The organism is Flavobacterium sp. 2755, from assembly GCF_031455715.1.
Lineage (GTDB): Bacteria > Bacteroidota > Bacteroidia > Flavobacteriales > Flavobacteriaceae > Flavobacterium.
On record NZ_JAVDTG010000001.1, the window covers coordinates 222,528 to 242,711 of the forward strand.

At 34.6% G+C, this 20,184-nt stretch carries 19 protein-coding genes; 4 read left to right on the top strand and 15 right to left on the bottom strand.

The window, feature by feature from the left end; translation table 11 throughout:
* Positions 1-2: 2 nt before the first annotated feature.
* Positions 3-1,106, bottom strand: a complete 1,104-nt coding sequence (locus J2Y38_RS00835) for a fatty acid desaturase (RefSeq protein ID WP_309838677.1) — start codon at positions 1,104-1,106, stop codon at positions 3-5.
* Positions 1,107-1,403: 297 nt separating this feature from the next.
* Here J2Y38_RS00835 and J2Y38_RS00840 point away from each other — a divergent pair, with 297 nt between their 5' ends.
* Positions 1,404-3,179 (top strand): glycoside hydrolase family 9 protein, encoded by a 1,776-nt coding sequence (locus tag J2Y38_RS00840; protein ID WP_309838679.1) that lies wholly within the window; start codon positions 1,404-1,406, stop codon positions 3,177-3,179.
* 27 nt (positions 3,180-3,206) lie between these two features.
* Positions 3,207-3,974 (top strand): ThuA domain-containing protein, encoded by a 768-nt coding sequence (locus tag J2Y38_RS00845; protein ID WP_309838680.1) that lies wholly within the window; start codon positions 3,207-3,209, stop codon positions 3,972-3,974.
* A gap of 13 nt (positions 3,975-3,987) precedes the next feature.
* Here the strand turns inward: J2Y38_RS00845 and J2Y38_RS00850 are convergent, their stop codons facing one another.
* Positions 3,988-4,809, bottom strand: coding sequence for a phospholipase A (locus tag J2Y38_RS00850; RefSeq protein WP_309838682.1), 822 nt, complete (start codon positions 4,807-4,809; stop codon positions 3,988-3,990).
* 286 nt (positions 4,810-5,095) lie between these two features.
* Here J2Y38_RS00850 and J2Y38_RS00855 point away from each other — a divergent pair, with 286 nt between their 5' ends.
* The gene (locus tag J2Y38_RS00855) at positions 5,096-5,551 is read left to right on the top strand and encodes a hypothetical protein (RefSeq protein ID WP_309838684.1); all 456 of its coding nucleotides are present in this window, start codon (positions 5,096-5,098) and stop codon (positions 5,549-5,551) included.
* A gap of 78 nt (positions 5,552-5,629) precedes the next feature.
* Entirely contained in the window at positions 5,630-7,069 is a 1,440-nt protein-coding gene (locus J2Y38_RS00860; protein WP_309838686.1) for a hypothetical protein, read from the top strand.
* An 83-nt stretch (positions 7,070-7,152) separates the two neighbouring features.
* Here the strand turns inward: J2Y38_RS00860 and J2Y38_RS00865 are convergent, their stop codons facing one another.
* The 13 genes from J2Y38_RS00865 to J2Y38_RS00925 all read right to left on the bottom strand — a co-directional run bounded on the left by J2Y38_RS00865 (position 7,153) and on the right by J2Y38_RS00925 (position 20,181).
* Positions 7,153-7,551 (bottom strand): hypothetical protein, encoded by a 399-nt coding sequence (locus tag J2Y38_RS00865; RefSeq protein ID WP_309838687.1) that lies wholly within the window; start codon positions 7,549-7,551, stop codon positions 7,153-7,155.
* Positions 7,552-8,018: 467 nt separating this feature from the next.
* Positions 8,019-8,222 (bottom strand): hypothetical protein, encoded by a 204-nt coding sequence (locus J2Y38_RS00870; RefSeq protein WP_291153614.1) that lies wholly within the window; start codon positions 8,220-8,222, stop codon positions 8,019-8,021.
* A 17-nt stretch (positions 8,223-8,239) separates the two neighbouring features.
* The gene (locus J2Y38_RS00875) at positions 8,240-9,640 is read right to left on the bottom strand and encodes an exopolysaccharide biosynthesis polyprenyl glycosylphosphotransferase (protein WP_309838691.1); all 1,401 of its coding nucleotides are present in this window, start codon (positions 9,638-9,640) and stop codon (positions 8,240-8,242) included.
* Positions 9,610-10,041, bottom strand: coding sequence for a VanZ family protein (locus J2Y38_RS00880; protein ID WP_309838692.1), 432 nt, complete (start codon positions 10,039-10,041; stop codon positions 9,610-9,612). Before J2Y38_RS00880 ends, J2Y38_RS00875 begins: the two co-directional genes overlap by 31 nt.
* A gap of 74 nt (positions 10,042-10,115) precedes the next feature.
* A complete protein-coding gene (locus J2Y38_RS00885) occupies positions 10,116-12,455 on the bottom strand; it encodes a polysaccharide biosynthesis tyrosine autokinase (protein ID WP_309838694.1) in 2,340 nt (779 codons plus the stop codon).
* A gap of 63 nt (positions 12,456-12,518) precedes the next feature.
* On the bottom strand, positions 12,519-13,292 hold the full coding sequence (locus J2Y38_RS00890) for a polysaccharide biosynthesis/export family protein (RefSeq protein ID WP_309838696.1): 774 nt from the start codon (positions 13,290-13,292) through the stop codon (positions 12,519-12,521).
* A 114-nt stretch (positions 13,293-13,406) separates the two neighbouring features.
* Positions 13,407-14,153, bottom strand: coding sequence for a glycosyltransferase family 2 protein (locus J2Y38_RS00895; protein WP_309838699.1), 747 nt, complete (start codon positions 14,151-14,153; stop codon positions 13,407-13,409).
* 155 nt (positions 14,154-14,308) lie between these two features.
* Entirely contained in the window at positions 14,309-15,283 is a 975-nt protein-coding gene (locus tag J2Y38_RS00900) for an SDR family oxidoreductase (RefSeq protein WP_309838700.1), read from the bottom strand.
* 1 nt (position 15,284) lies between these two features.
* Positions 15,285-16,106, bottom strand: coding sequence for a glycosyltransferase family 2 protein (locus J2Y38_RS00905; RefSeq protein ID WP_309838702.1), 822 nt, complete (start codon positions 16,104-16,106; stop codon positions 15,285-15,287).
* Positions 16,099-16,638 carry a putative colanic acid biosynthesis acetyltransferase gene (locus J2Y38_RS00910; RefSeq protein WP_309838704.1) on the bottom strand — a complete coding sequence of 180 codons (540 nt, stop codon included), beginning with the start codon at positions 16,636-16,638 and terminating at the stop codon, positions 16,099-16,101. Before J2Y38_RS00910 ends, J2Y38_RS00905 begins: the two co-directional genes overlap by 8 nt.
* 8 nt (positions 16,639-16,646) lie before the next feature.
* Positions 16,647-17,726 (bottom strand): glycosyltransferase, encoded by a 1,080-nt coding sequence (locus J2Y38_RS00915; protein ID WP_073485113.1) that lies wholly within the window; start codon positions 17,724-17,726, stop codon positions 16,647-16,649.
* Positions 17,723-18,892 carry a glycosyltransferase family 1 protein gene (locus J2Y38_RS00920; protein WP_309838708.1) on the bottom strand — a complete coding sequence of 390 codons (1,170 nt, stop codon included), beginning with the start codon at positions 18,890-18,892 and terminating at the stop codon, positions 17,723-17,725. Before J2Y38_RS00920 ends, J2Y38_RS00915 begins: the two co-directional genes overlap by 4 nt.
* Positions 18,889-20,181 carry a hypothetical protein gene (locus tag J2Y38_RS00925; RefSeq protein ID WP_309838709.1) on the bottom strand — a complete coding sequence of 431 codons (1,293 nt, stop codon included), beginning with the start codon at positions 20,179-20,181 and terminating at the stop codon, positions 18,889-18,891. The genes J2Y38_RS00920 and J2Y38_RS00925 overlap by 4 nt, the downstream gene beginning before the upstream one ends.
* Positions 20,182-20,184: the final 3 nt, after the last annotated feature.

A 20,184-nucleotide genomic window follows, 5' to 3' on the forward strand; every position in this document is an offset into this window, starting at 1 on the left:
TTTTAAATCTCCCCCGTCATTAAAATATTCTCTTTAACACCTTTGTTTTTAAGCATCCTGAAATGCGAACGTATGGCATGATAAAAAGGATATGAGGTATATGGAAGATCATATTCTTCGGCATATTTTATTATTATTGGCGTAATGTAGGGATAATACGTATGGCCAACACCCGGAAAAAGATGATGCGCTACATGATGTGTAAAACCTCCGTATAAAAAATTAGCCAGTTTGCTGTTGGTACTAAAATCTTTGGTTACAATCATTTGATGTAAAGCCCAGGTTGCAGATAAATTTCCGTCTTCATCTGTTCCGGGAAAATTGGCGTCTTCATCGACATGCGTAGAAACTAAGGCTACAACTCCTAAAACGCTTCCGAATAAATGCATCGAAAACCAGCCTGCCAAAACTAAATACCAAGGCTGATTGAGTAACAGCATTGGAATAAAAAGGATGTAAAACAGGTTTAAAATTTTTGCTGTAAATAAGATAAATATTTGCTTTCGCGGAATAGTTTTAACAATTTTCTTTACGTAGTTATTTTTTGTTCCAAAAAAATCTTTAAAATCCCGAATATAGATCCAGTTTAAACTGTAAAACGGATAAATAAACCACATATAAATGTGCTGGTATTTATGATATTTAAGCACGGGACTATTTGGAAAAATCCTAATGATATTGCTTTGCTTGATATCAATATCCCAATCGGGAACGTTTGGGTAAGCATGATGCAGGTTGATGTGACGGCGCATCCAGAGCCAGTGATTGCTTCCAAAGAGTTCTAAAACATACAAGAACCATTCGTTGTGTTTTGCTCTTTTAAATAAAGCGCCGTGTGCAGCATCATGAAAGGCATTTATAAAAAGTACAATCATGGTAAAACCACACAGAATATAAAAAAGGAAAAGTAAAGGTATGCTGTTTCCAAAAAATAAAATACAGCCATAAAATAAAAAAAACAAAACCAAAAGACCTAAAGACTTTATAACATTTAAAAGGTACAATGATGAATTTTGCAATACCGTTTCGGTGACTTCGTTGCGCATTTTTCTAAAAAAATCATCAGTACCAGCTCTAAGATAAACCGGGCGTTTTAATTTTTCCATAATCACTATTGCTAGAAATTGTCATATCAAATTTAATAAAAAAAAGTTAAAACTCACTATTTCAAAACATTACACACAAAATAAATAATTAAAACTTTTCAAAAAGAAATTGTTTCTGAATTTTTGTTTTGCAATAAAAAGCACATCAAATACACATCATTTTTATCTTGATTTTACTTACAATCGCAGTAAAAATAAGTTCCTATAGTTATTTCTGATTTTTTAATGAAATTTAGAAGAACAGAAAAGCAGTATAAATTTTCACTTTTTTGTAATTTGCTTTATAAAAAATAAACTATGCTAAAACTCCGTCAGCAATTTATATATCTCATAATAGTGCTGTTTCTTTCTGTTATGGCTTACAGTAAACCTATTATCTATGTAAATCAGGTTGGTTTTGATCCGAAAAGCCCCAAAATAGCCATTATAGCGTATCCAACTAATATTCGTGAAAATGCATCTTTTGATGTTGTTGATACTCAAACGCATAAAACTGTATTTACAGCATTAATAGGAAAACCGCAAAATGTGGATGACTGGAAGCTTGGTGAAAAATTTTATAAAGCTGATTTCTCTTCTTTTCAAAAACCCGGAACGTATAAAATTACTTTTAAAGTTGCAGATCAGATTTATACTTCGGTTAGTTTTTCGATTGAAGAAAATATACTGGCAAAACGAGTTATTTCATCCATAGTTCATTATTACAATAAACAAAGAGCCAATACTCCCGAAGAACTCGAAGCCGACAAAAACATAATTTTATACGGCAGTACAAAAACAGCAGATGTTCGCGGCGGATGGTGCGACGCCTCTGGCGATGTGAGTAAATATTTTTCGCATTTGGCTTATGCTAATTTTGTATCTCCGCAGCAAACGCCTTTGGTAACGTGGTCGTTAATTAATACCTCAGAAACAATTCCGAAACAGTTAACGCAATGGAAAATAAAAGATTCTCTTGATAATGAAGCTATTTGGGGAGCTGATTATATGATGCGCTGTTTATCAAATGAAGATTATTTTTATATGATCGTTTTCAGCTATTTTGATAAAAATCCTGCTGCGAGAAGAATTGTAGGTTTAAAGGCAAATAGTGTAACAACAGACGAATATCAAAGTGCTTTTCGCGAAGGTGCAGGAATGGCAATTGCTTCATTAGCCCGAATTTCGCAATGGAAGAAAAATGGTGATTTTACCTCACAGCAATATTTAGACGGGGCAAAACGTGCTTATGCGCATCTTTTAGTAAATAACACTAAATATGATGATGACGGAAAAGAAAATATTATTGATGATTATTGTGCTTTAATGGCGGCGACGGAGTTATGGATTGCTACCAACGATAATTTCTATAAAGACGAAGCGAGAAAATGGGCACACAATCTCGAAAACCGAATGACAGATCAGGGCTGGTTTAGAAGCAATGATGGAAATCGTCCGTTTTGGCATGCTGCCGATGCAGGTTTACCAATAGTTTCTTTGACAAGATATTTGAAAAAAGAAAACGACAGCAACGAAATAAAGAATGCCAAAAATGTGATTAAAAAGGCATTAGAATATAATTTAGCCGTTACCAATAATGTAGAAAATCCGTTTGGTTATGCACGCCAAAGTTTCTTGTTTAACGGTAAAGTACAAGATGGTTTTTTTATTCCGCATGATAATGAAACCGGCTGGTGGTGGCAGGGAGAAAACGCCCGATTAGCATCGCTGGCTACAGCGGCAATTGAAGGCGGAAAAGTAGTTGCTGTAAAAAATAACGGTGCAGAGAAAAAACCGCTTGATTTATATGCTTCTCAGCAATTATCCTGGATTTTAGGCTGTAATCCGTATTCAGTATGTTTTTTATATGAATTTGGAGAAACCAATGTACCGTATATGCATTCTAATTACGGTCACGGTTCTGAAAAGGGCGGTATTTCTAACGGAATTACGGGTAAAGAAGGAAACGGAGATGGCTCTGGAATCGATTTTAAAATGGATGTTGACGGCAATGACGAATGGCGCTGGACAGAACAATGGATTCCGCATTCAGCTTGGTTTTTACAAGCCATTACAGCTTTGGCAGACAAATAAAATTTAGATAAAAACTTCAATTATTAGATGAAAAAATTTCTATTTATATTCCTGACAATCTTCGTTTTTCAGGTAGATTGTACCGCTCAGAAATCAAAAAAATCAAAGTTTAAAGTTTTGGTTTTGTATGAAAACGGCGGACATCATCTGGAGTTTTCTAAAGCAGCAAAACCGTGGCTAAACAAACTTGCAGCAGACAGTGGTTTTACGATTGATTATATTGAAAACACAGCAAAAATTAACGACGCTTTTTTAAAACAATATAAGGTTTTTATTCAGCTGGATTATCCTCCATATACCTGGAGCGAAGAATCTATGAAAGCATTTGAGAAATACATGAACGATGGCAATGGCGGATGGATTGGTTTACATCACGCTACTTTATTGGGCGAATTTGACGGTTATCCAATGTGGAAATGGTTTTCTGATTTTATGGGCGGAATACGTTTTGAAAATTACATTGCCACTTTTGCGAATGCGAAGGTGAATATTGAAGACAAATCGCATCCCGTAACCAAAGGAATTTCACCTGAATTTTTGATCAAAAAAGAAGAATGGTATACTTACAATAAAAGTCCGCGAGCGAATGTTCATGTATTAGCTTCTGTAGATGAAACTACGTATGAACCTAATTCAGACATAAAAATGGGCGATCATCCTGTGGTTTGGACAAACGATCATTTTAAATCCCGAAACGTTTATATTTTCATGGGACATTCTCCTGAATTGTTTGAGAATGAAGCTTACACTACTCTTTTAAGAAATTCTATTTTTTGGGCAGCTAGTAAAAAATGATTTTTCTGCTTCTTTAAAAAATTCCCATATTTTCAGGTTTAATCGTAAATCCTAAACGTACCATACTTTTGTGTTCCTGATAATCGATTAAACTTTCGGTATAACCCACAAACCATTGCAACGTGAGATAATAATTTTCATGCTTAAATGGTTTCCAGTTTACCTGTGTCTGCAAAGATCCGTAATTGATAAGTCCGCTGCCTTTTCTAAACAGAATATCGGCACTCCAGCGTCCGGGTTGAATTTGATACGTTGCGCTGGCTTCACCGTAACCTACATATTTGGTCAATTCAGGATTATCTTCTTTATCTACCAGCGGAATCCATCCTCTGATTCCCACAGTCCATCGAGGAGAAACCTGCGATTTTAAGGAAAAAGCAAGCATGTTCCAGGTTCTGGAATAAATAGAATCCCTTCCGTTTGATTCGTGTTCCAAGGAAATTGTCCCGTAAGTAAGCCTTCCGCCTTTTAAATAAAACGGACGTACAACGGCAAAACCGGGATTAAAATTGATTTCTGAAAATGGTTTTGAGTTGGCGTAAATGTCCCAAAATGCTTTTTGGGTATACATTAAATAAGGGAAAAAACCGCCCACCCAAGGTTTTGAAGTCAATCGCAGTTTAAAACTGATCTGGTATTTTACGTCGGCAGAGTTTCGGGTAATCGCTTCATTTACGGGCACACCTGTCAAAAAATAATTGTCTCTGTGAACAGAAAAACTGGATTCTTTTAATAATGAATCTGCGGCGCGGAAATTCTTTTTTTCTTCTACAATTTGTGAATTTGCAGTTATCGAAAACAAAACGATACAAGTCAATAGGTATTTAAAGTACATTCTTATAATTTAAGCTGATTATAATTAAATGTACATTCCTCAAATGAATGATATTAACGCAATCAAAACAAGAGTTAACTCAATAACTTTCGATTAAAAACTATTCCAAACTTCTTACATATTCTTAAAATTATCCTCTTTTGTGACTGATAATTTCCGCTTGGTGTCATTTTTTCCTAATGCCTCTTATGTCTCCAGTAATTTCGATTGAAATCAATCATCTAAATACCCGCGATGCTGAAAACGGGAAAAAAGAGTAAGCAAAATCCAAAAACAAAAATCTATTATGCAAACCGTGAACCCATTAACCATGTATGTTCCTATTTATCAAACTGATGAAGCACAGGCAACAGCACAGGCAGCTTATCAAAACTTTAATAATCCTTTGACTAAAGCTGCTTTAGATAAAATGGCAATTGTGCATTATGCAAGAATTGCTCTTGTTCCTAATACTGACGGAAAAGGTATCGCCGGAATTTTAGTTATTACAGAATTTGACGGAAATATGAATTCTTACTTAGAGGCTTTTTACAATAACTCGCCTACTATTAAGGCTGCGTTCCTTGGCGTTATTAGTCTTTGGGCTAACAAACCTGCAGATTTTCCAACTGACCCTAAAGATATTACGTATACGATTTTCTCAAATTTCATTAACGAGCGTAATGTAAGTCAGGTTAAAGATCTTTATTATGCTTATCCACAATCGGTAAAGCAAATTGTGGCGAAATTTTCTAAAAAATAAGAAATAAGAAAAAGTATAAATACTAATAGCTGTGTCATTTGATTCGGCTGTTTTTTCTTTAATTAAAAACTTAATCTTATGAATTATACACAAACACCTCAGGCTGCAACACCCGAATTAAGCGATATACAAGGGCTTATTATAAATGGTTATACGCATCCGTGTTCTGTACATATGCTTTTTAAATTTGATCAGAGCGTTTCTAATTTGAAGTATATTCAGGGATTTTTTAAGGATTTGCTTCCGTATCTGCAAAGTGCAGAAGACTGGGGCGCCTTAAAGCCGGAAATCATGCTGAATATTGGTCTTAGTGCTGACGGAATTGGCATTGTAAAACCAGATCTCGATGTTCCAAACTCCAGCTTTCCATCTACATTTAAAACCGGACCCTGGGATGTAAATAGTGCGCAGTTATCACTGGGAGATGTGGGCATTAAGGGTGGTGATCCTAGCGAATGGTGGAATCAAAAGTTTTGCAATGATGATATACATTGTGTGGTGCATGTTTATGCCATGAACCCAACTGCACAGGAAAAAATCGTAGGCATTGTAAATGATGCCGCCCTGAAAAGTAACGGAATGGTTACAGAGTTAAAACCGTTAAATTCTGAAAGCGGGAGATTAGAGCAATATTTGTTAGTACCGTCAGATTATATTCATTTTAGTTATCGAGATTCAATTGATGAACCTAATTTGAATGATAATCCTGCGGGAAAAGATCAGCAAGACCTCAACAACTTTTTAATAGGTTATAGTACGCTTCCTAACCCAATTCCGGGACCACTTTCAGGGCCGGAAGCTGCGTTTGCTAAAAACGGCTGTTATAATGCGTTTCGAATTTTGTATCAGGATGTTGAAGCTTTTAATACCTTTCTTGATGCACAGGCAGAATCGATTGCACCGCAAATTAAAAACACGAAGGATTATGCAGAAGAATGGCTTGCTGCGAAAATGTGCGGAAGATGGAGAAATGGCTCTCCACTGGTACTTTCGCCAGACAAACCGGAGCACGATACTTCTAAAGCTACTGATTTTGGTTATTTAAAAGATGATATGCAAGGGCTTAAATGTCCGTTTTCTGCACATACAAGAGTATCAAATCCACGTGATGAAGGTGTTGAAGTGGCAGGTTCAGATACGGTGCCGCGTATTATAAGACGAGGAATGCCGTATGGTCCGCCTTTATCAATTGATCCTAAAGCAGACCGCGGATTGATTGGTTTATTTCTTTGCGGAGATTTAAGCAGTCAGTTTGAAACGCTTTACGGATGGATTAACCTGAATAATTTCAGCAATGTTTTTGACCCTGCCGAAAATACGCCGCAAGATCCTTTGGTTGCGAATCGTATTGTACCGCTACCGGGCAATATCGATCCTAATTTTACGATTCCTATGGAAGATGGAAACAACATTGTTATTGATGGGCCTCTGCCTCAGTTTGTTGTAACCCGCGGAACGGCTTATTTGCTTCTTCCTTCTATTTCGGCAATTACTGCAATAGCAAATGGCGAAGCGTAAATAATTAGTTAAAAATTGTTGTTAGAAAAAATAAAAAAACCATCTGCGCTGGCGGATGGTTTTTAGCTTTTAGTGTTTTTTATTTACATCATAAAATACAGCGCTCTTTGCAGTATTTCGAGTTGTTTTTCAATCATGCTGGATATTACAAATTTCTTATCCGGTAATTTTGGAATGTGGCTTGAGGATTTCTTAAAATTGAATTTTAAATCCTGCAAAACTTCTATTTTGGTTTTTGAGGCATCTATTAAAAATAATCCTTTGATTTCACCTATCAGCGACATGCTGTTGTAAAGGTGTTTACTAAACAGGCAAACTATAAAATTTGCTTTTATACTTTCTAATTTGAAAAATTCTACGAGTTCCGAATACTCATAGATTACAAATACAGAATAATCGTATTGGTTTGATTTACTCTCGTTTTTCAATAAAAAAGAGTCTTCAGAAAATTCAAAGTCATTTTTAAATTTTCTTTTAAACATTTTTAAAAAAATCCCTTTATTGTCCCTAACTAAAACTCTTTTTTTTCTGATCATCTCTTAAGAATTAGCATTTAACTTTTCTTATAAATAAATTATATTTTAATAATACAGTGATAGAAAATTTCTTTGGAATATAAAATCAGAGCCACTTTTATATCATGAAATTTAAAAGATAAAGGATATTTAAAACAAGAAATTAAAGAGTGTCTAAAGGTAGTACAACAATGAGGATTAAGATAAATGTAAAAGGAAATGAGCTCAATAAATATCGAGCTCATTTTTATCTTATTTGGTTATAAATCGTGTAAACTTTTGAGTGCAGTTTATTTGTAGGTGTTCTTGGTGAAAATATTAGTAAAGAATCAAAAAAATCAACGCTGTAGTTTTTATGAAAAAAAACAGTCTTGTTGTTTTCTTTTTATGCTGTAAGTAAGTGTTTGAGTTTAAATTGTAAATTAGAAAAAATCTTAAATACCAGCGTTAAGCTTTGGTGTCTCTCCGGTACTTAAGCTTTTTAGCTTTTTTATTTTATCATTCAATTTTAAAACCCGGTCGAGTTGTTTTTGCTGAATGGTGTATTTAGTATAATATTTATACCATTCTTTTCCAATAAAAAAGGTTGTCACAGAAACTCCTGTGAGTACACCTATAAAGTAATTAGTAATATCCATAATTTCTATTTTTTAAGTTAAAAAGCATTTTTATCTCCTTTCAGAGTCACAATAACGGTTAATAGGCAAATTTTAATATCTGTAATTAAACTCCAGCGCTGCAGGTATTGTATGTCTGTAGTAACGCGGCGTTTCATGTCGACTACTCTTTTGGTTTCTCCCCTAAGTCCGGAAACCTGAGCTAATCCTGTAATTCCTGGTTTAACAAAATGACGAACCATGAAATTATTGATATGACAATTGTAATCTGTTGTATGTTTGATCATATGCGGGCGCGGCCCAACAATGCTCATATTTCCCATCAAAACATTAAAAAACTGAGGCATTTCGTCTAAGCTTGTCCTTCGCAGGAATTTTCCAATTGGCGTAACTCTCGAATCTCCTTTTCTGGCCTGCTGGCTTTCGTCGCCGGAATTCATATACATGCTTCGAAACTTATAACACCAAAAGGGTTCATTTTTTTTACCTGTTCGCATTTGTCTAAATAAAACAGGGCCTTTACTTTGTCTTTTAATCAAAATGGCCAGTAAAGGATAAAGCCAGGACATAATGAAAATAATGACCATAAGGCTGAAAATAATATCAAATATTCTTTTAATCAATCTATTATAGGCATTTTGTAACGGCTCAAAACGGGGCTTAATGACATGAAAATTGTTTAAATGACTGGAATTAAAATGTTTTTTTGATATGGATGAAAAGTCAGGGACAAACTTTAAACGCATACAATATTTATCACCCAGCTCAAAAAAATAGTTTAAATCTGAAATAAAATCAGGCTTCGATACAATGTACAATTCGTTAATATGATCTCTGGATGCGTTATGAATGGCTTCAGAAAGCGCTTCGCTAAATTCTTCATTGCTTTTGTAATCTGCAGTCGAATTTTCGTTAAGAATGCCTAAAAATTGAATAAAAAACGAATTGGTTTCCAGATGAGAAGCTAACTCAATACTCGTTTTATTAAAACCCCATATGGCAACTGTATATTGTTTAAAAACCCATCCTTTAATTTCTCCAATTACCAGCGTAAATAAAATTCTGGACAGCAGAAAATAGAACAGTAAAAAACTCAGTTGAAACAGGTTTGCCCGGCTTCCGAAAAAATAAAGAACGTTATCCTGAAAAATAAAAATATAACTATGCCACAAGATTCTCTGTGTAAAGAAAGCGCGCCAGCTGTTGCGAAAAAAGTATTCTAAACTAAATAGAACATCGATTCTATACAATTGAAAATAGGTTACAGAAAATAACCAGCTTAAAATTGTAATAGGAATCATCTTATCCAGAAACAAAGCATTCCAGCCAATCTTTTCTTCATTTGCAAAATTCAAAAACACTATAGTACCAAGTATCATAGCGATCATGTCTGCAATTGCACAGCAAATTATGAAGGTAAATTTATGTCTGTTTCGCATTTTTTAATTTTTTTGAATAAATTGTAAAACAATCCCCCTGCTACACTTCCTATAATTCCATAAAAAACATCCATTATATCGGGATTTCTTTTTTGAACTATAAACTGTCCTCCTTCGGCTATACAAACAATTATGGCTGCTATGCCTATATTTTGTATAAAGTTTAAATTTTTGCTTTGATTTATTTCATTCGGGCTCTTTTGCTGTACATATGCTTCCAGCAGAAAACCAACGGCTAAAAAAGGGACAGCAGTGCGTAGATTGTAATAATGATTACTCCAGTTTAAAAGCCATCTTGGTAAATAACTTTCTGTTCTTAAACTAGGATCGGGCAGCCAGGAAAAATAGAAAACAACACCAATAACGAAAAGCAATATCAATAGAACTATTTTTTGAAACATTGTTCACTATTTAATTTTTTTAATAAATGTGCTTTTAGTATTTGGGGTGAATTTGCGGCGGGAAAAATATAAACTTAGGCTTCTTTTATTTTAAGGCTTTTTTTGTACCAGGGTCTTTTCATTTTTATTTCCTGATACTGATAACCATAGCTGCGGCCATAACCATATCCGTATGCCGTTTTCATATTGACTGCATTAATGAGAATACCAACATTTTTTAATTGCTCTTTTTTAATAAAATTACTTACCTGAACTAAATTACTCTTATCTGTATAATCGTATTTTACAACAAATACAGTAACATCTGCCAAATGACTAAAATTGAGAGTGTCTGATACTATTTGTACCGGAGCCGTATCTAATATTATAAAGTCATAGAGATCTTTTGCTTCTTCAATTAATACTTCAAAATTAGAATTGGTTATTAATTGAGAAGGATTTGGAGGTACTTCACCCGCGAGCAGGATATCAAGGTTTTTAGAATAATTAGTATCTTTTTGCAGGAATTCTTTCCAGTCATCATTTTTATTTGCCAGGTAATTGGTAAGACCTGATACGTTTTTATTGATATTGAAATATTCATGCAATTGAGGATTTCTTAAATCAACACCAATAAGTAATACTTTTTTGTTAAGGTTACTAATGGTTACCGCATTATGAAAGGCACAAAAGGATTTTCCTTCTCCCTGAATACAAGACGTAAACAGGATTATATTTCCTTTGTCTTCCTTTTTTTTGTGCAGCAAATAGCGAATATTTGAAACCAAAGTACGCGTTGCTTCTGCAATTAACGAATGAGAAGTTGCTGTGTTTTCTAACTTTTCAGTCGTATTTATTTTAGGAATGTGTCCTAAAATAGGAATATTGGTAATTACTTTTTGAATGTCTTCTTCGTTATGTATTTTGGTATCCAGATATAAACGAACGTATATTATTCCAAAAGGAAGCAATAAACCAAACAGAAATGCGCCCAGCATAAAGGATTTAGGCTGAGGAAAAATGGCTGAATAATTTGTTTCTGGTGCGTTTAAGGTTTTTAAGTTGGATTCCAGAATTGCCCCGTTCAAAACTGCTTCTTCCTTTTTTTGCAATAATGCTACATAGGTTTCTTCCTTCATACTAAGATTGCTATTGATGTTACCCAATATTTTATCTTGTGTAGGTATGTTTTTGATTTTTGAAGCCGCAATAGTTTCCTGAGTTTTATTGACAATATTATTTTGATTCAGAAAGTTTAAATAGCCTTCTAAAGAATTCAATATTTCTTGTTTTGAAACTCTTAACTGGGTCATTAAAGTAATATAAGCCGGATTGTTTTTTTGTGCTCTCTGCAGGATTAATTCACTATCCATGAGCTTTGTATTATAATTTAAAAGCATTTGATTGACAATCGATGATTCTAAATTATAATTGGTGCCTAAAGTTTGTCCGGGTTCTCTTTTTCTGATATCGTTAATGGCATAATTGGCAAGTGAAATTTGTTTTTCGTTGAGTAAAGAACTTTCCGTTTTCTGACTTCTATCAGCTGTTTTTTCGGCAATATAATTGTCCATTACCGCTATTTCATTGTTTTGCAGGTATCTTTCTTTTACACTTTCAATCGAATCTTTTTCTTTAGTGAAACTTTTTATTCTTTGATTTAAATAGGTAACAGTATTGGTAAACGTTTTTTGTTTGTTGATTACAATGCTTTTATCCAGCAAAACGATAATTTCATTTAATATTTTTCGTGAACGCACAGGATCAGAACTAATATGGTTTAGTTCGATTGTTCCTTTTGATTTTTCATCGGATAAAACGATAAGTGATGATTTTAATTCTTTTAAAGCTGCATCTGTTGGTTCAAGATTTACTTTATATTCTTTATCAAAATAATACGATGCATTTTTCTTTGCTTTTGAGGCTAATCTAATTTTAAATGGCAGACCGTTGACTGCTTCTTTTCCGTCATATCCATTCACACGGAATTTTTTTTCTGCAGCAACATCAGTTATAATAAAGCCGCCTTTATCTACTTTAATTTCATACGAAACCTGCGGTAAAGAATCTTTAGAAACCGTTAGTTTTAAAACAAAGGGAACCTCATTTACATTATTATTTTGTGTGGTATATACTTTTTCAAAATAACTCACATTTAGATTCAAATTCTTTACTACACCCAGCAAAAACTCATTGGATGTAATCAATCTGATTTCGTCGTCTAAATTATCTTCGTTATTTTTTTGATCTGTACTAATGGTTATTATTTTCGTTTTGTCTTCTTGTTTTTTATCCAGAAAAATCAAAGCCGAAGTCTGGTAAGTTGGCGGCACTATTTTGATAAAAATGAATGCTGCACCAACGCATAAAATTAAACTAAGCAGGAACCAAGGCCAAAACTTGAGATACTTTAAAAATTCTTTTTTAAAATCCATAATTATTCAATTAATTACACAACAGTATTCATAACACATAATTTTAGGCTGTTCTTTACTTTATCACTGTGCAATAAGTAAAACGACCGCTAAAAGAGAAGCTGTTATACCCAAAACCTGTATAGGATCTTTGATTAAACCGCCGCTGTTTGCTTTTAGTTTATTGGGTTCTACCACAATAACATCGTTCTGCCTGATTCTGTAATTTGGGTTATTCATCCAGGAAGCTGTGGTCAGGTCAATATGAAAAACCAAACGTTTTCCGTCCACTTCCCTAATCAGTTTTATATCTTTTCGAACGGCTGAATAGGTTAAATCTTTTGCCAGTCCTATGGCGTCGAGCAGGCTGATAGATTCTTCACTAAAAGGGATTACGCCGGGTGAATTTACTTCTCCCAAAATGGTAAATTTATTATTGAGAACTCTAACCTGCACGGTAGGATTTACTAAATAACCTTCACCTATTAAGCGTTCTTTTATTTTTTGTTCTACATTAGTTGGCGTTAAACCGCCTACTTTCACTTCATTTAAAATAGGCATCATGATATTTCCCTGCGGAGTCACTAAATAACCGGTTAATTTCATCATTTCTACTGATGTTTGCCCGTTGGTAGTTCCCACATTCATATTAAAAGGTGCGGCTACCACAGGATTAAGATCTCCTACATCAATTTTTAAAATATCATTGGGCTGTATTTTTGTCGATGTATAAACTAAAGTCGAATTTGCATAGCTGTCTAAATCTTGTAAATACAGCATTTCTTTCTTTGTGGTACAAGACTGAAGCATTAATAAAAGCAATAAAAATATCGGAAGTAAAATTTTCTTCATGTTCATCGTAGTATATTTTAGTGTTTTTTAATTACTCTAAATTCTATTGAAATAAATCTGCTTAAGACCTATGTTCACAATGATGAAGAAAATACTGACCGATCAATATTTATCCTTATATTAATGAACTATATACTGCCTCAAAGCGATGCTTTTTTTTAGAAAAACAACAGATATTGCTGCCAATCCATGAAATTTATAAATCTTATAATCTTCGTATAAAACCTCAAAAGCACGTTTTAAACTGGTACTCATGCCGCCCATTCTCATTTTCACGATATAGGCATCGATGTAACTCATATTAATTTTGTGCTTGTACAAATAGCGGAGCAAAAACTCGGTATCTGATGCTATTTTAAAATCAAGGTTGTACAAACCATGTTTATTAATTACAGCTTTCTTTAAATAAACCGTTGGATGCAGGGGCAGCCATCCTTTTTTTACTCTTTTGAGACTGAAAACGCCTCCTATTCTATCGCGAATTAAACGTTCTTCTTTATCATTTGAAACATAAATTCCGTCGCCGTAAACGCCTTCTATATTGGAATCGTATTCAAAACGAGCCGCAACTCTTGAAATTGCTTTTCGATCATAAAACTCATCATCAGAATGCATCAAACCAATTACATCTCCTGTTGCCAGTTGAAAACCTTTATTAATGGCATCGTACATACCTTTATCAGGTTCTGAAATATATTTGGAAATTCGATCTTTATAAGATTCTATAATCTCCTGTGTTCCATCTTTAGAATTACCATCGATAATGATGTATTCGATATTTGGGTAATTTTGTGAAAGTACACTTTGAATTGCTTTTTCAATTGTGGCTTTACGATTGTAACACACTGTAATTATGGTAATTTTCATAATAATTATACTTTAAAATAAAAATGTTACATAATTTCCATATAAAACTAAAACAAAAGATTTCTATTAAAAAAAGTTCTCGATGAACCGCCTCAATTGTCGTTAAAACCCTTAAAAACCAAAGTTTTAACTTAAAAATCTTTGCATTAGTTTCCTTAATAAGGAAATTGAGAAAAAGAAGGCTTTGCCTGACTCAGCAATAATTGGTCAAAATAGCTGATTGTTGAAACCAATCCTTCGCGCAATTCTATTTTGGGTTTCCACCCGTTTAGTTTATTATGCGCCAAAGAAATATCCGGTTGTCTTTGTTTGGGATCATCCTGTGGTAAACCAAGATGAATAATTTTTGAAGTTGATCCTGTCAGTTCAATAATGGCCTGCGCAAGTTCGAGCATGGTAAACTCGTTTGGGTTTCCCAGATTTACGGGGCCTAAAAAATCACGATCTGAACCCATCATTCTAATCATTCCTTCGACTAAATCATCAACATATTGAAACGAACGGGTTTGTAAACCGTCTCCAAAAATGGTAATATCTTTTCCCTGTAAAGCCTGAACAATAAAATTCGAAACCACTCTTCCATCTGCCGGATTCATGTTTGGGCCGTAGGTATTGAAAATTCTAATGATTTTAATAGCCACTTTATTCTGATTGTGATAATCCATAAACAAAGTCTCGGCGCAGCGTTTTCCTTCATCATAACAAGAGCGAATTCCTATTGGGTTTACATGTCCCCAATAACTTTCGGTTTGCGGATGTACAAGTGGATCACCGTAAACTTCACTCGTGCTGGCCTGCAAAACTTTTGCCTTAACACGTTTGGCTAATCCCAGTACATTTATTGCGCCCATAACCGATGTTTTTATGGTCTTTATTGGATTATACTGGTAATGTACCGGAGATGCCGGACAAGCCAAATTGTAAATCTCATCGACCTCAGCATAATAAGGTTCTGTTATGTCGTGACGCACCATTTCAAAATACGGATTATCGATTAAATCAATAATATTTGATTTGGTTCCGGTAAAGTAATTATCGAGACAAATTACTTCGTTTCCTTCATTCAATAATCTTTTACATAAATGTGAACCTACAAATCCGGCTCCTCCCGTTATCAATATTCTTTTCATATTAATTCTTGTTTTTGATTAAATCAATTTTTGTTTGAATTTGAAAAAAGTAATGTGACTTAAAACGTGCCAGATAAAATCCTTCTTTTCCATCTAAAAAACCCAGCTTTAAAAAGTAAGCACCAAAAAAATAAACCGCAGGAAGCAATCCTGTATTAAGAAGTCCGTATTTAATTTTTTGGTTTAAAGATAAAAGTGTGTTATTCGATTTCCTGATTTGTAAATATCTCTGGGCTTCCCAACTAGAATAAGCATTGTGTTTGTCTATATAATGTTCCAGATTTTTAAAATCTTTATGCACTACTTTTGCTTTGATAATGCCTACTTTGCCTTCGATAATAGGATGTTCGTGTACTTCCATATCCAAATGGCTCCACAAATCCTCCTCGATTTTTTCGTAAGCTCCTTTTGATTTCTTAAAAAGTGCCGATTTTTGAAATCCGTACCCGTATTTGAGTTTTCTTCCCATAAAATAGTTTTCAAAACGAATCGTAAAACCGTTATATGTTGGGTCCTGAATTTTATGTTCTATTTCGTTGACAAATTCATCGGTAACAAATTCATCGGCGTCGAGAAACAAAATCCATTCGTTGAGAAGATTTGCGTTCTGCAGTGCCCAATTACGTTTTTTAGGGAATTTACCATTCCATTGAAATTGCAATACTTCGGCTCCCATAGCTTTTGCTATAATTATGGTATCATCAGTACTGCCTGAATCGACCACAATTAGTTGGGAAAATCGCTTTAATTTATCCAGACATGAGGGTAAATTCTGCGCTTCGTTTTTGACAGAAACGATTACGGAAATTGGAATTTTATTCAAGGCTTCTAAATTTTATTAATTTGGAAGGATTTCCTCCTACTATGGAATTTTCCTCAACATCTTTAATAACTACAGAACGAGCGGCTACAACAGAATAATTTTCTACAGAAACTCCCGGTGCAATAAAAGCATCGGCAGCAATCCATACGCCGTTTCCTATTGTGATTGGTTTTAATATTAAAGGAAAATCTTTTTTAGTATAATCATGTGTAGAGGCACATAAATAGGCTTTTTGCGATATTATGGTATTATCACCAATGCTTATTTTTCCCTGATTATAACAATCGACTTTAGGGCCTAAACTGGAATTTTTGCCCAATTCTAAATTCCACGGAGCCCATACTTTTACGGAAGCATACACATGCGCCGACCAATCTATTTTTGCACCAAAACATTTTAGTACCAAAACTCTCCATGTTTTAAATAAACGCGAAGCAAATGGGCGAAATATAATCAGCCGTGCAAAATTCCAGATCAATCTTGAAATTTTGTTTTTTAAGCTGAAAGAATGACTATAAGTAGATAAATCCAAAACTGTAATTAATTAAGTATTTTTTTATACAAGTCGTTCATTTGGTTGGCAACAGCTTTAATTTCATATTTTTCTGCTACAAGTCTTCGTCCTTTTCTGCCCATACTTTCTAGTTCGTAAGCTGCTGTATTCAATACTTGCGTAATGATTTTTTCAAGGTTTGGAACTGATAAGTTTATCCACCAGCCGCATTCGTGTATTTCAAGATCTTCCCACGGCGTGCCCTGTGTTGTGATTACCGGAACTCCAAGAGCCAGCGCTTCAGCAATTACAATTCCGAAATTTTCGCTATGCGTTGGCAGTACCATAACATCGGCAGATCGTAAAAAATCCCATTTTTCGTTACCGTATTTTGCACCTACAAAATTTACATTTTTGAGATCTCTGGCACTGTTACTTAAATGGGCTATATAATTTTTATCGCCATTTCCTGCAATTTCAAGATTCCATCCATCAGTCTTGCAATGACGCCAGGCTTCAAGCAGTAATTCAATTCCTTTTTTGGGATGAATTCTGGATATAAAAACCATTTTTTTTGTTCCATAACATTCTTTAATTCCTTTAATATCGTTCAAATCAATGCCATTTGGAATGATAGAAATAGGCGGTTTAAATCCTAAATACTGAATATTGAGTGCTTCCATTTCGGCAGTTGTATGTAAAAATGCAACATCCTGAATGGCTTTTTTTTGATATAAAAACAATCCTAATCTTTTCTTCCACGGATTGTTAGCCATGATCCACGGTTCTAACATTCCGTGTGGAGACAGGATTACTTTTATTCCTATTTCCTGCGCTACTTTTTGAAAACCCCAGTTTTGCGGACTCCAGATTCCGTTAATATGAACTATATCCGGTTTTTCGGCCATTAAAAAGATTCTAAAGTCTTCAAGCATATCAAACCATCTCAAAATGCCGCCTTTAAAAAATTTAATTCTTACGCCCGGAATATCTATAGGATGAGCCGTTTTTTTTGTTGCTACCACTATTTCCATATGTTTTGATAAAGCCGTGCTTAATAATCGCATATATTCTGTAGTTCCTCCGCCTACCTTGTCAATCCCCGCAATAAAATGGATTACTTTCATACAATTTGATTTATTTCTTTGTAAATAACTTCGACAGCATCAAGGAAATATTCTGTTGTAAATTTTTGCGACTGGGTAAAAGATCTTTCAATTGTTTCCGTTTGCTGAGGCCGGCTTAATTTCAATACTTTTTCGATTGTTTTTGCGCCTTCCTCTTTCCATTGCTGCCATTGTGCAGGATCTGCTGGTTTTTTCTCAATGTAAAAAGCGGCCATTCCGCCTACTTCATTCATTGGAGCTTTATTGGTCGTGATTACCGGACATCCAGAAGCCATTGCTTCAATAATAGGCCAGCCAAAACCTTCATCTAATGACGGAAACAATAAACAAATTGCTCCGGAATAGGCATTATTAACATGTTCATCTGATAGGTTTGTGATGAAATGAATATCGTTTTTGAATGGTGATTTTTTGTGCAGAAGATTTAATTCTTCTGATGGTTCTTCACCAATCAAAACCAAGGGTATATTTGTATGGTATAGGTTTCTCCAGGTTTCGTAAATCTCCAAAACACCTTGTCGGTTTTTATAATATTGATTCCCTCCAATGTGCATGATGTAACCCTGAGATAAAAGTATATTAAATTTTGCTTCTAATAAATCCCTTGAAGATTCTCTTGGCAGAGAAAAAAACGGACGGCTTAATCCGTTGTAACATACTTTTGAATTGGCGATTTCTCCCAAATGCAATTGGTGTAAATCTTGTCGTGTTTTTTTTGAAATGGAAATGAAATTTTTTCCTTTTGAAAAACCTCTTCTAATATAAATTTGATACAGCTTTCCTGTAAAAGATGTCGGATTTTCAGGCACCATTCCCAATGCCGATTTTAAGGCTAAAAAGTCATGGCAGTGTACAACGTGTTTTCTGTTTTTTACCAATGGAACCCACGGACCAAGCGCCTGATCTGCAAATACAAAAAGAGTGTCTTCTGATGAATTGCGTAATTTTATTTTTACTTCTAATGGAAATACAAAATATTGATCCAGATAACCCAGCCATTTTTTAAAGGATTTCGTTGTAGGCAGTTTATAAAATCTCGCTTTCGGGCTCCAGACTGCTACTTCGTGTCCTCTTTCTTTCATTCCGTTCAGGAGCATATTGGCATAGCGCGGCATGCTTTGATGACCTGTAAAGGAAGGATGCGTAAAAAGGACAATTTTCATCATTCTGTTTTCAAATTGATATTCATACCGGCCAATAATAAACCTGTGGCAAGCACGGCGCAGCCCAGCATACTTGGCTGAGCCCATTGGCCTTGCGTGATTAAAAATAAAGCCGTTCCGCAAAATGTTAAAGGCAATAATTTATAGTTTCCCGGTAATTTTATAGAACTAAAAAAAAGTCCAAAGGCTAAAACTAATCTCAAAACGACAAGACCGCCGCCTAAAATAAGTCCCTGCTCGCCGCCCACACGATTTAATTCGCCTTCTGAAACTAAAAATTTTCTTTGGCCAGTTAACAGCTGTGCGCCCGCATTTGTTCCCATTCCTAAATTGCCTTCAAATAAAGGTGCTTTTAATAATGTTGTGATGGGTTCTGTAAATCCGTTTATGGTTCGCATTACAATAGATCCTCCTTCTTGGCCTTTTGCCGTATCGACACGGCTCATAAAAACCTGAGTTCCTAAATTAAAAATGGAGGTTGTTTTTTGTAAAACCATAAATAAAACCACAATGACTAAAACAGTTGATATTAATCGTATTAATGATTTTACACTGGTTGTTGATCCTGCAAAAGCAAAAAAACCAACTAATAAAACACCTAAAACTGCGGTTCTGCTCACCGTTAATGGCAGAGCAATTATTAAGGCAACTGTGCTGGAAATAAGTAAAAGTTTAGAGCAGGCTTCTTTTGAAAGCCAGAAATAAAACACAAATACAGAAACCAAAATATAGTAAGCCGATAATCCTGTGGTAAACGAAAATGTTCCCGATGGCCTGAAATATCCCATTGCGCCATCAAAACCTGCGCTTCCTTCTCCGCCCAAACCTGTATTGATATAAGCAGTCTGTGGACTTGTAAACTGAAGATAAATAATGATGGTCATTAAAATATTGGTAGCCAGCATGACACGTCCCATTTTAAGAACATCTTCTTTTTTAAATACAGCTCCAATTATAAAAATCAGCGGAAAATGAATCAGCATAATTCTTGCTCCGTAAAGTCCGACAAATAGATTTCCGTGTCCGAAAGTAAGCGTAATCGCTAAACCTAATAAGGTAAAAATGGCGCTTAAAACTACATAGCCATTTATAAATTTTACATCAAGATAAAAAGCTCTTATGATGATAAAAATAGCAATTGGGTCACGCACAATTAAAAGCGGCGTAGCCAGACTTGGCAGAATCCATTTACGGAGAGCGCCTTCAAAAACCCAAAGTAAAAAATACAGCCAAATGGCTATTTTTAAGGTTTTATAAGATTGTTCTAAATCTTGTTCTTTTGGGGTGTACATTTT

Bases quoted from the DNA above. Each gene is read 5' to 3' on its own strand.
- J2Y38_RS00835 (WP_309838677.1), bottom strand. From the start codon at position 1,106: ATGGAAAAATTAAAACGCCCGGTTTATCTTAGAGCTGGTACTGATGAT.
- J2Y38_RS00840 (WP_309838679.1), top strand. From the start codon at position 1,404: ATGCTAAAACTCCGTCAGCAATTTATATATCTCATAATAGTGCTGTTT.
- J2Y38_RS00845 (WP_309838680.1), top strand. From the start codon at position 3,207: ATGAAAAAATTTCTATTTATATTCCTGACAATCTTCGTTTTTCAGGTA.
- J2Y38_RS00850 (WP_309838682.1), bottom strand. From the start codon at position 4,809: ATGTACTTTAAATACCTATTGACTTGTATCGTTTTGTTTTCGATAACT.
- J2Y38_RS00855 (WP_309838684.1), top strand. From the start codon at position 5,096: ATGCAAACCGTGAACCCATTAACCATGTATGTTCCTATTTATCAAACT.
- J2Y38_RS00860 (WP_309838686.1), top strand. From the start codon at position 5,630: ATGAATTATACACAAACACCTCAGGCTGCAACACCCGAATTAAGCGAT.
- J2Y38_RS00865 (WP_309838687.1), bottom strand. From the start codon at position 7,551: ATGTTTAAAAGAAAATTTAAAAATGACTTTGAATTTTCTGAAGACTCT.
- J2Y38_RS00870 (WP_291153614.1), bottom strand. From the start codon at position 8,222: ATGGATATTACTAATTACTTTATAGGTGTACTCACAGGAGTTTCTGTG.
- J2Y38_RS00875 (WP_309838691.1), bottom strand. From the start codon at position 9,640: ATGCGAAACAGACATAAATTTACCTTCATAATTTGCTGTGCAATTGCA.
- J2Y38_RS00880 (WP_309838692.1), bottom strand. From the start codon at position 10,041: ATGTTTCAAAAAATAGTTCTATTGATATTGCTTTTCGTTATTGGTGTT.
- J2Y38_RS00885 (WP_309838694.1), bottom strand. From the start codon at position 12,455: ATGGATTTTAAAAAAGAATTTTTAAAGTATCTCAAGTTTTGGCCTTGG.
- J2Y38_RS00890 (WP_309838696.1), bottom strand. From the start codon at position 13,292: ATGAACATGAAGAAAATTTTACTTCCGATATTTTTATTGCTTTTATTA.
- J2Y38_RS00895 (WP_309838699.1), bottom strand. From the start codon at position 14,153: ATGAAAATTACCATAATTACAGTGTGTTACAATCGTAAAGCCACAATT.
- J2Y38_RS00900 (WP_309838700.1), bottom strand. From the start codon at position 15,283: ATGAAAAGAATATTGATAACGGGAGGAGCCGGATTTGTAGGTTCACAT.
- J2Y38_RS00915 (WP_073485113.1), bottom strand. From the start codon at position 17,726: ATGAAAGTAATCCATTTTATTGCGGGGATTGACAAGGTAGGCGGAGGA.
- J2Y38_RS00920 (WP_309838708.1), bottom strand. From the start codon at position 18,892: ATGATGAAAATTGTCCTTTTTACGCATCCTTCCTTTACAGGTCATCAA.
- J2Y38_RS00925 (WP_309838709.1), bottom strand. From the start codon at position 20,181: ATGTACACCCCAAAAGAACAAGATTTAGAACAATCTTATAAAACCTTA.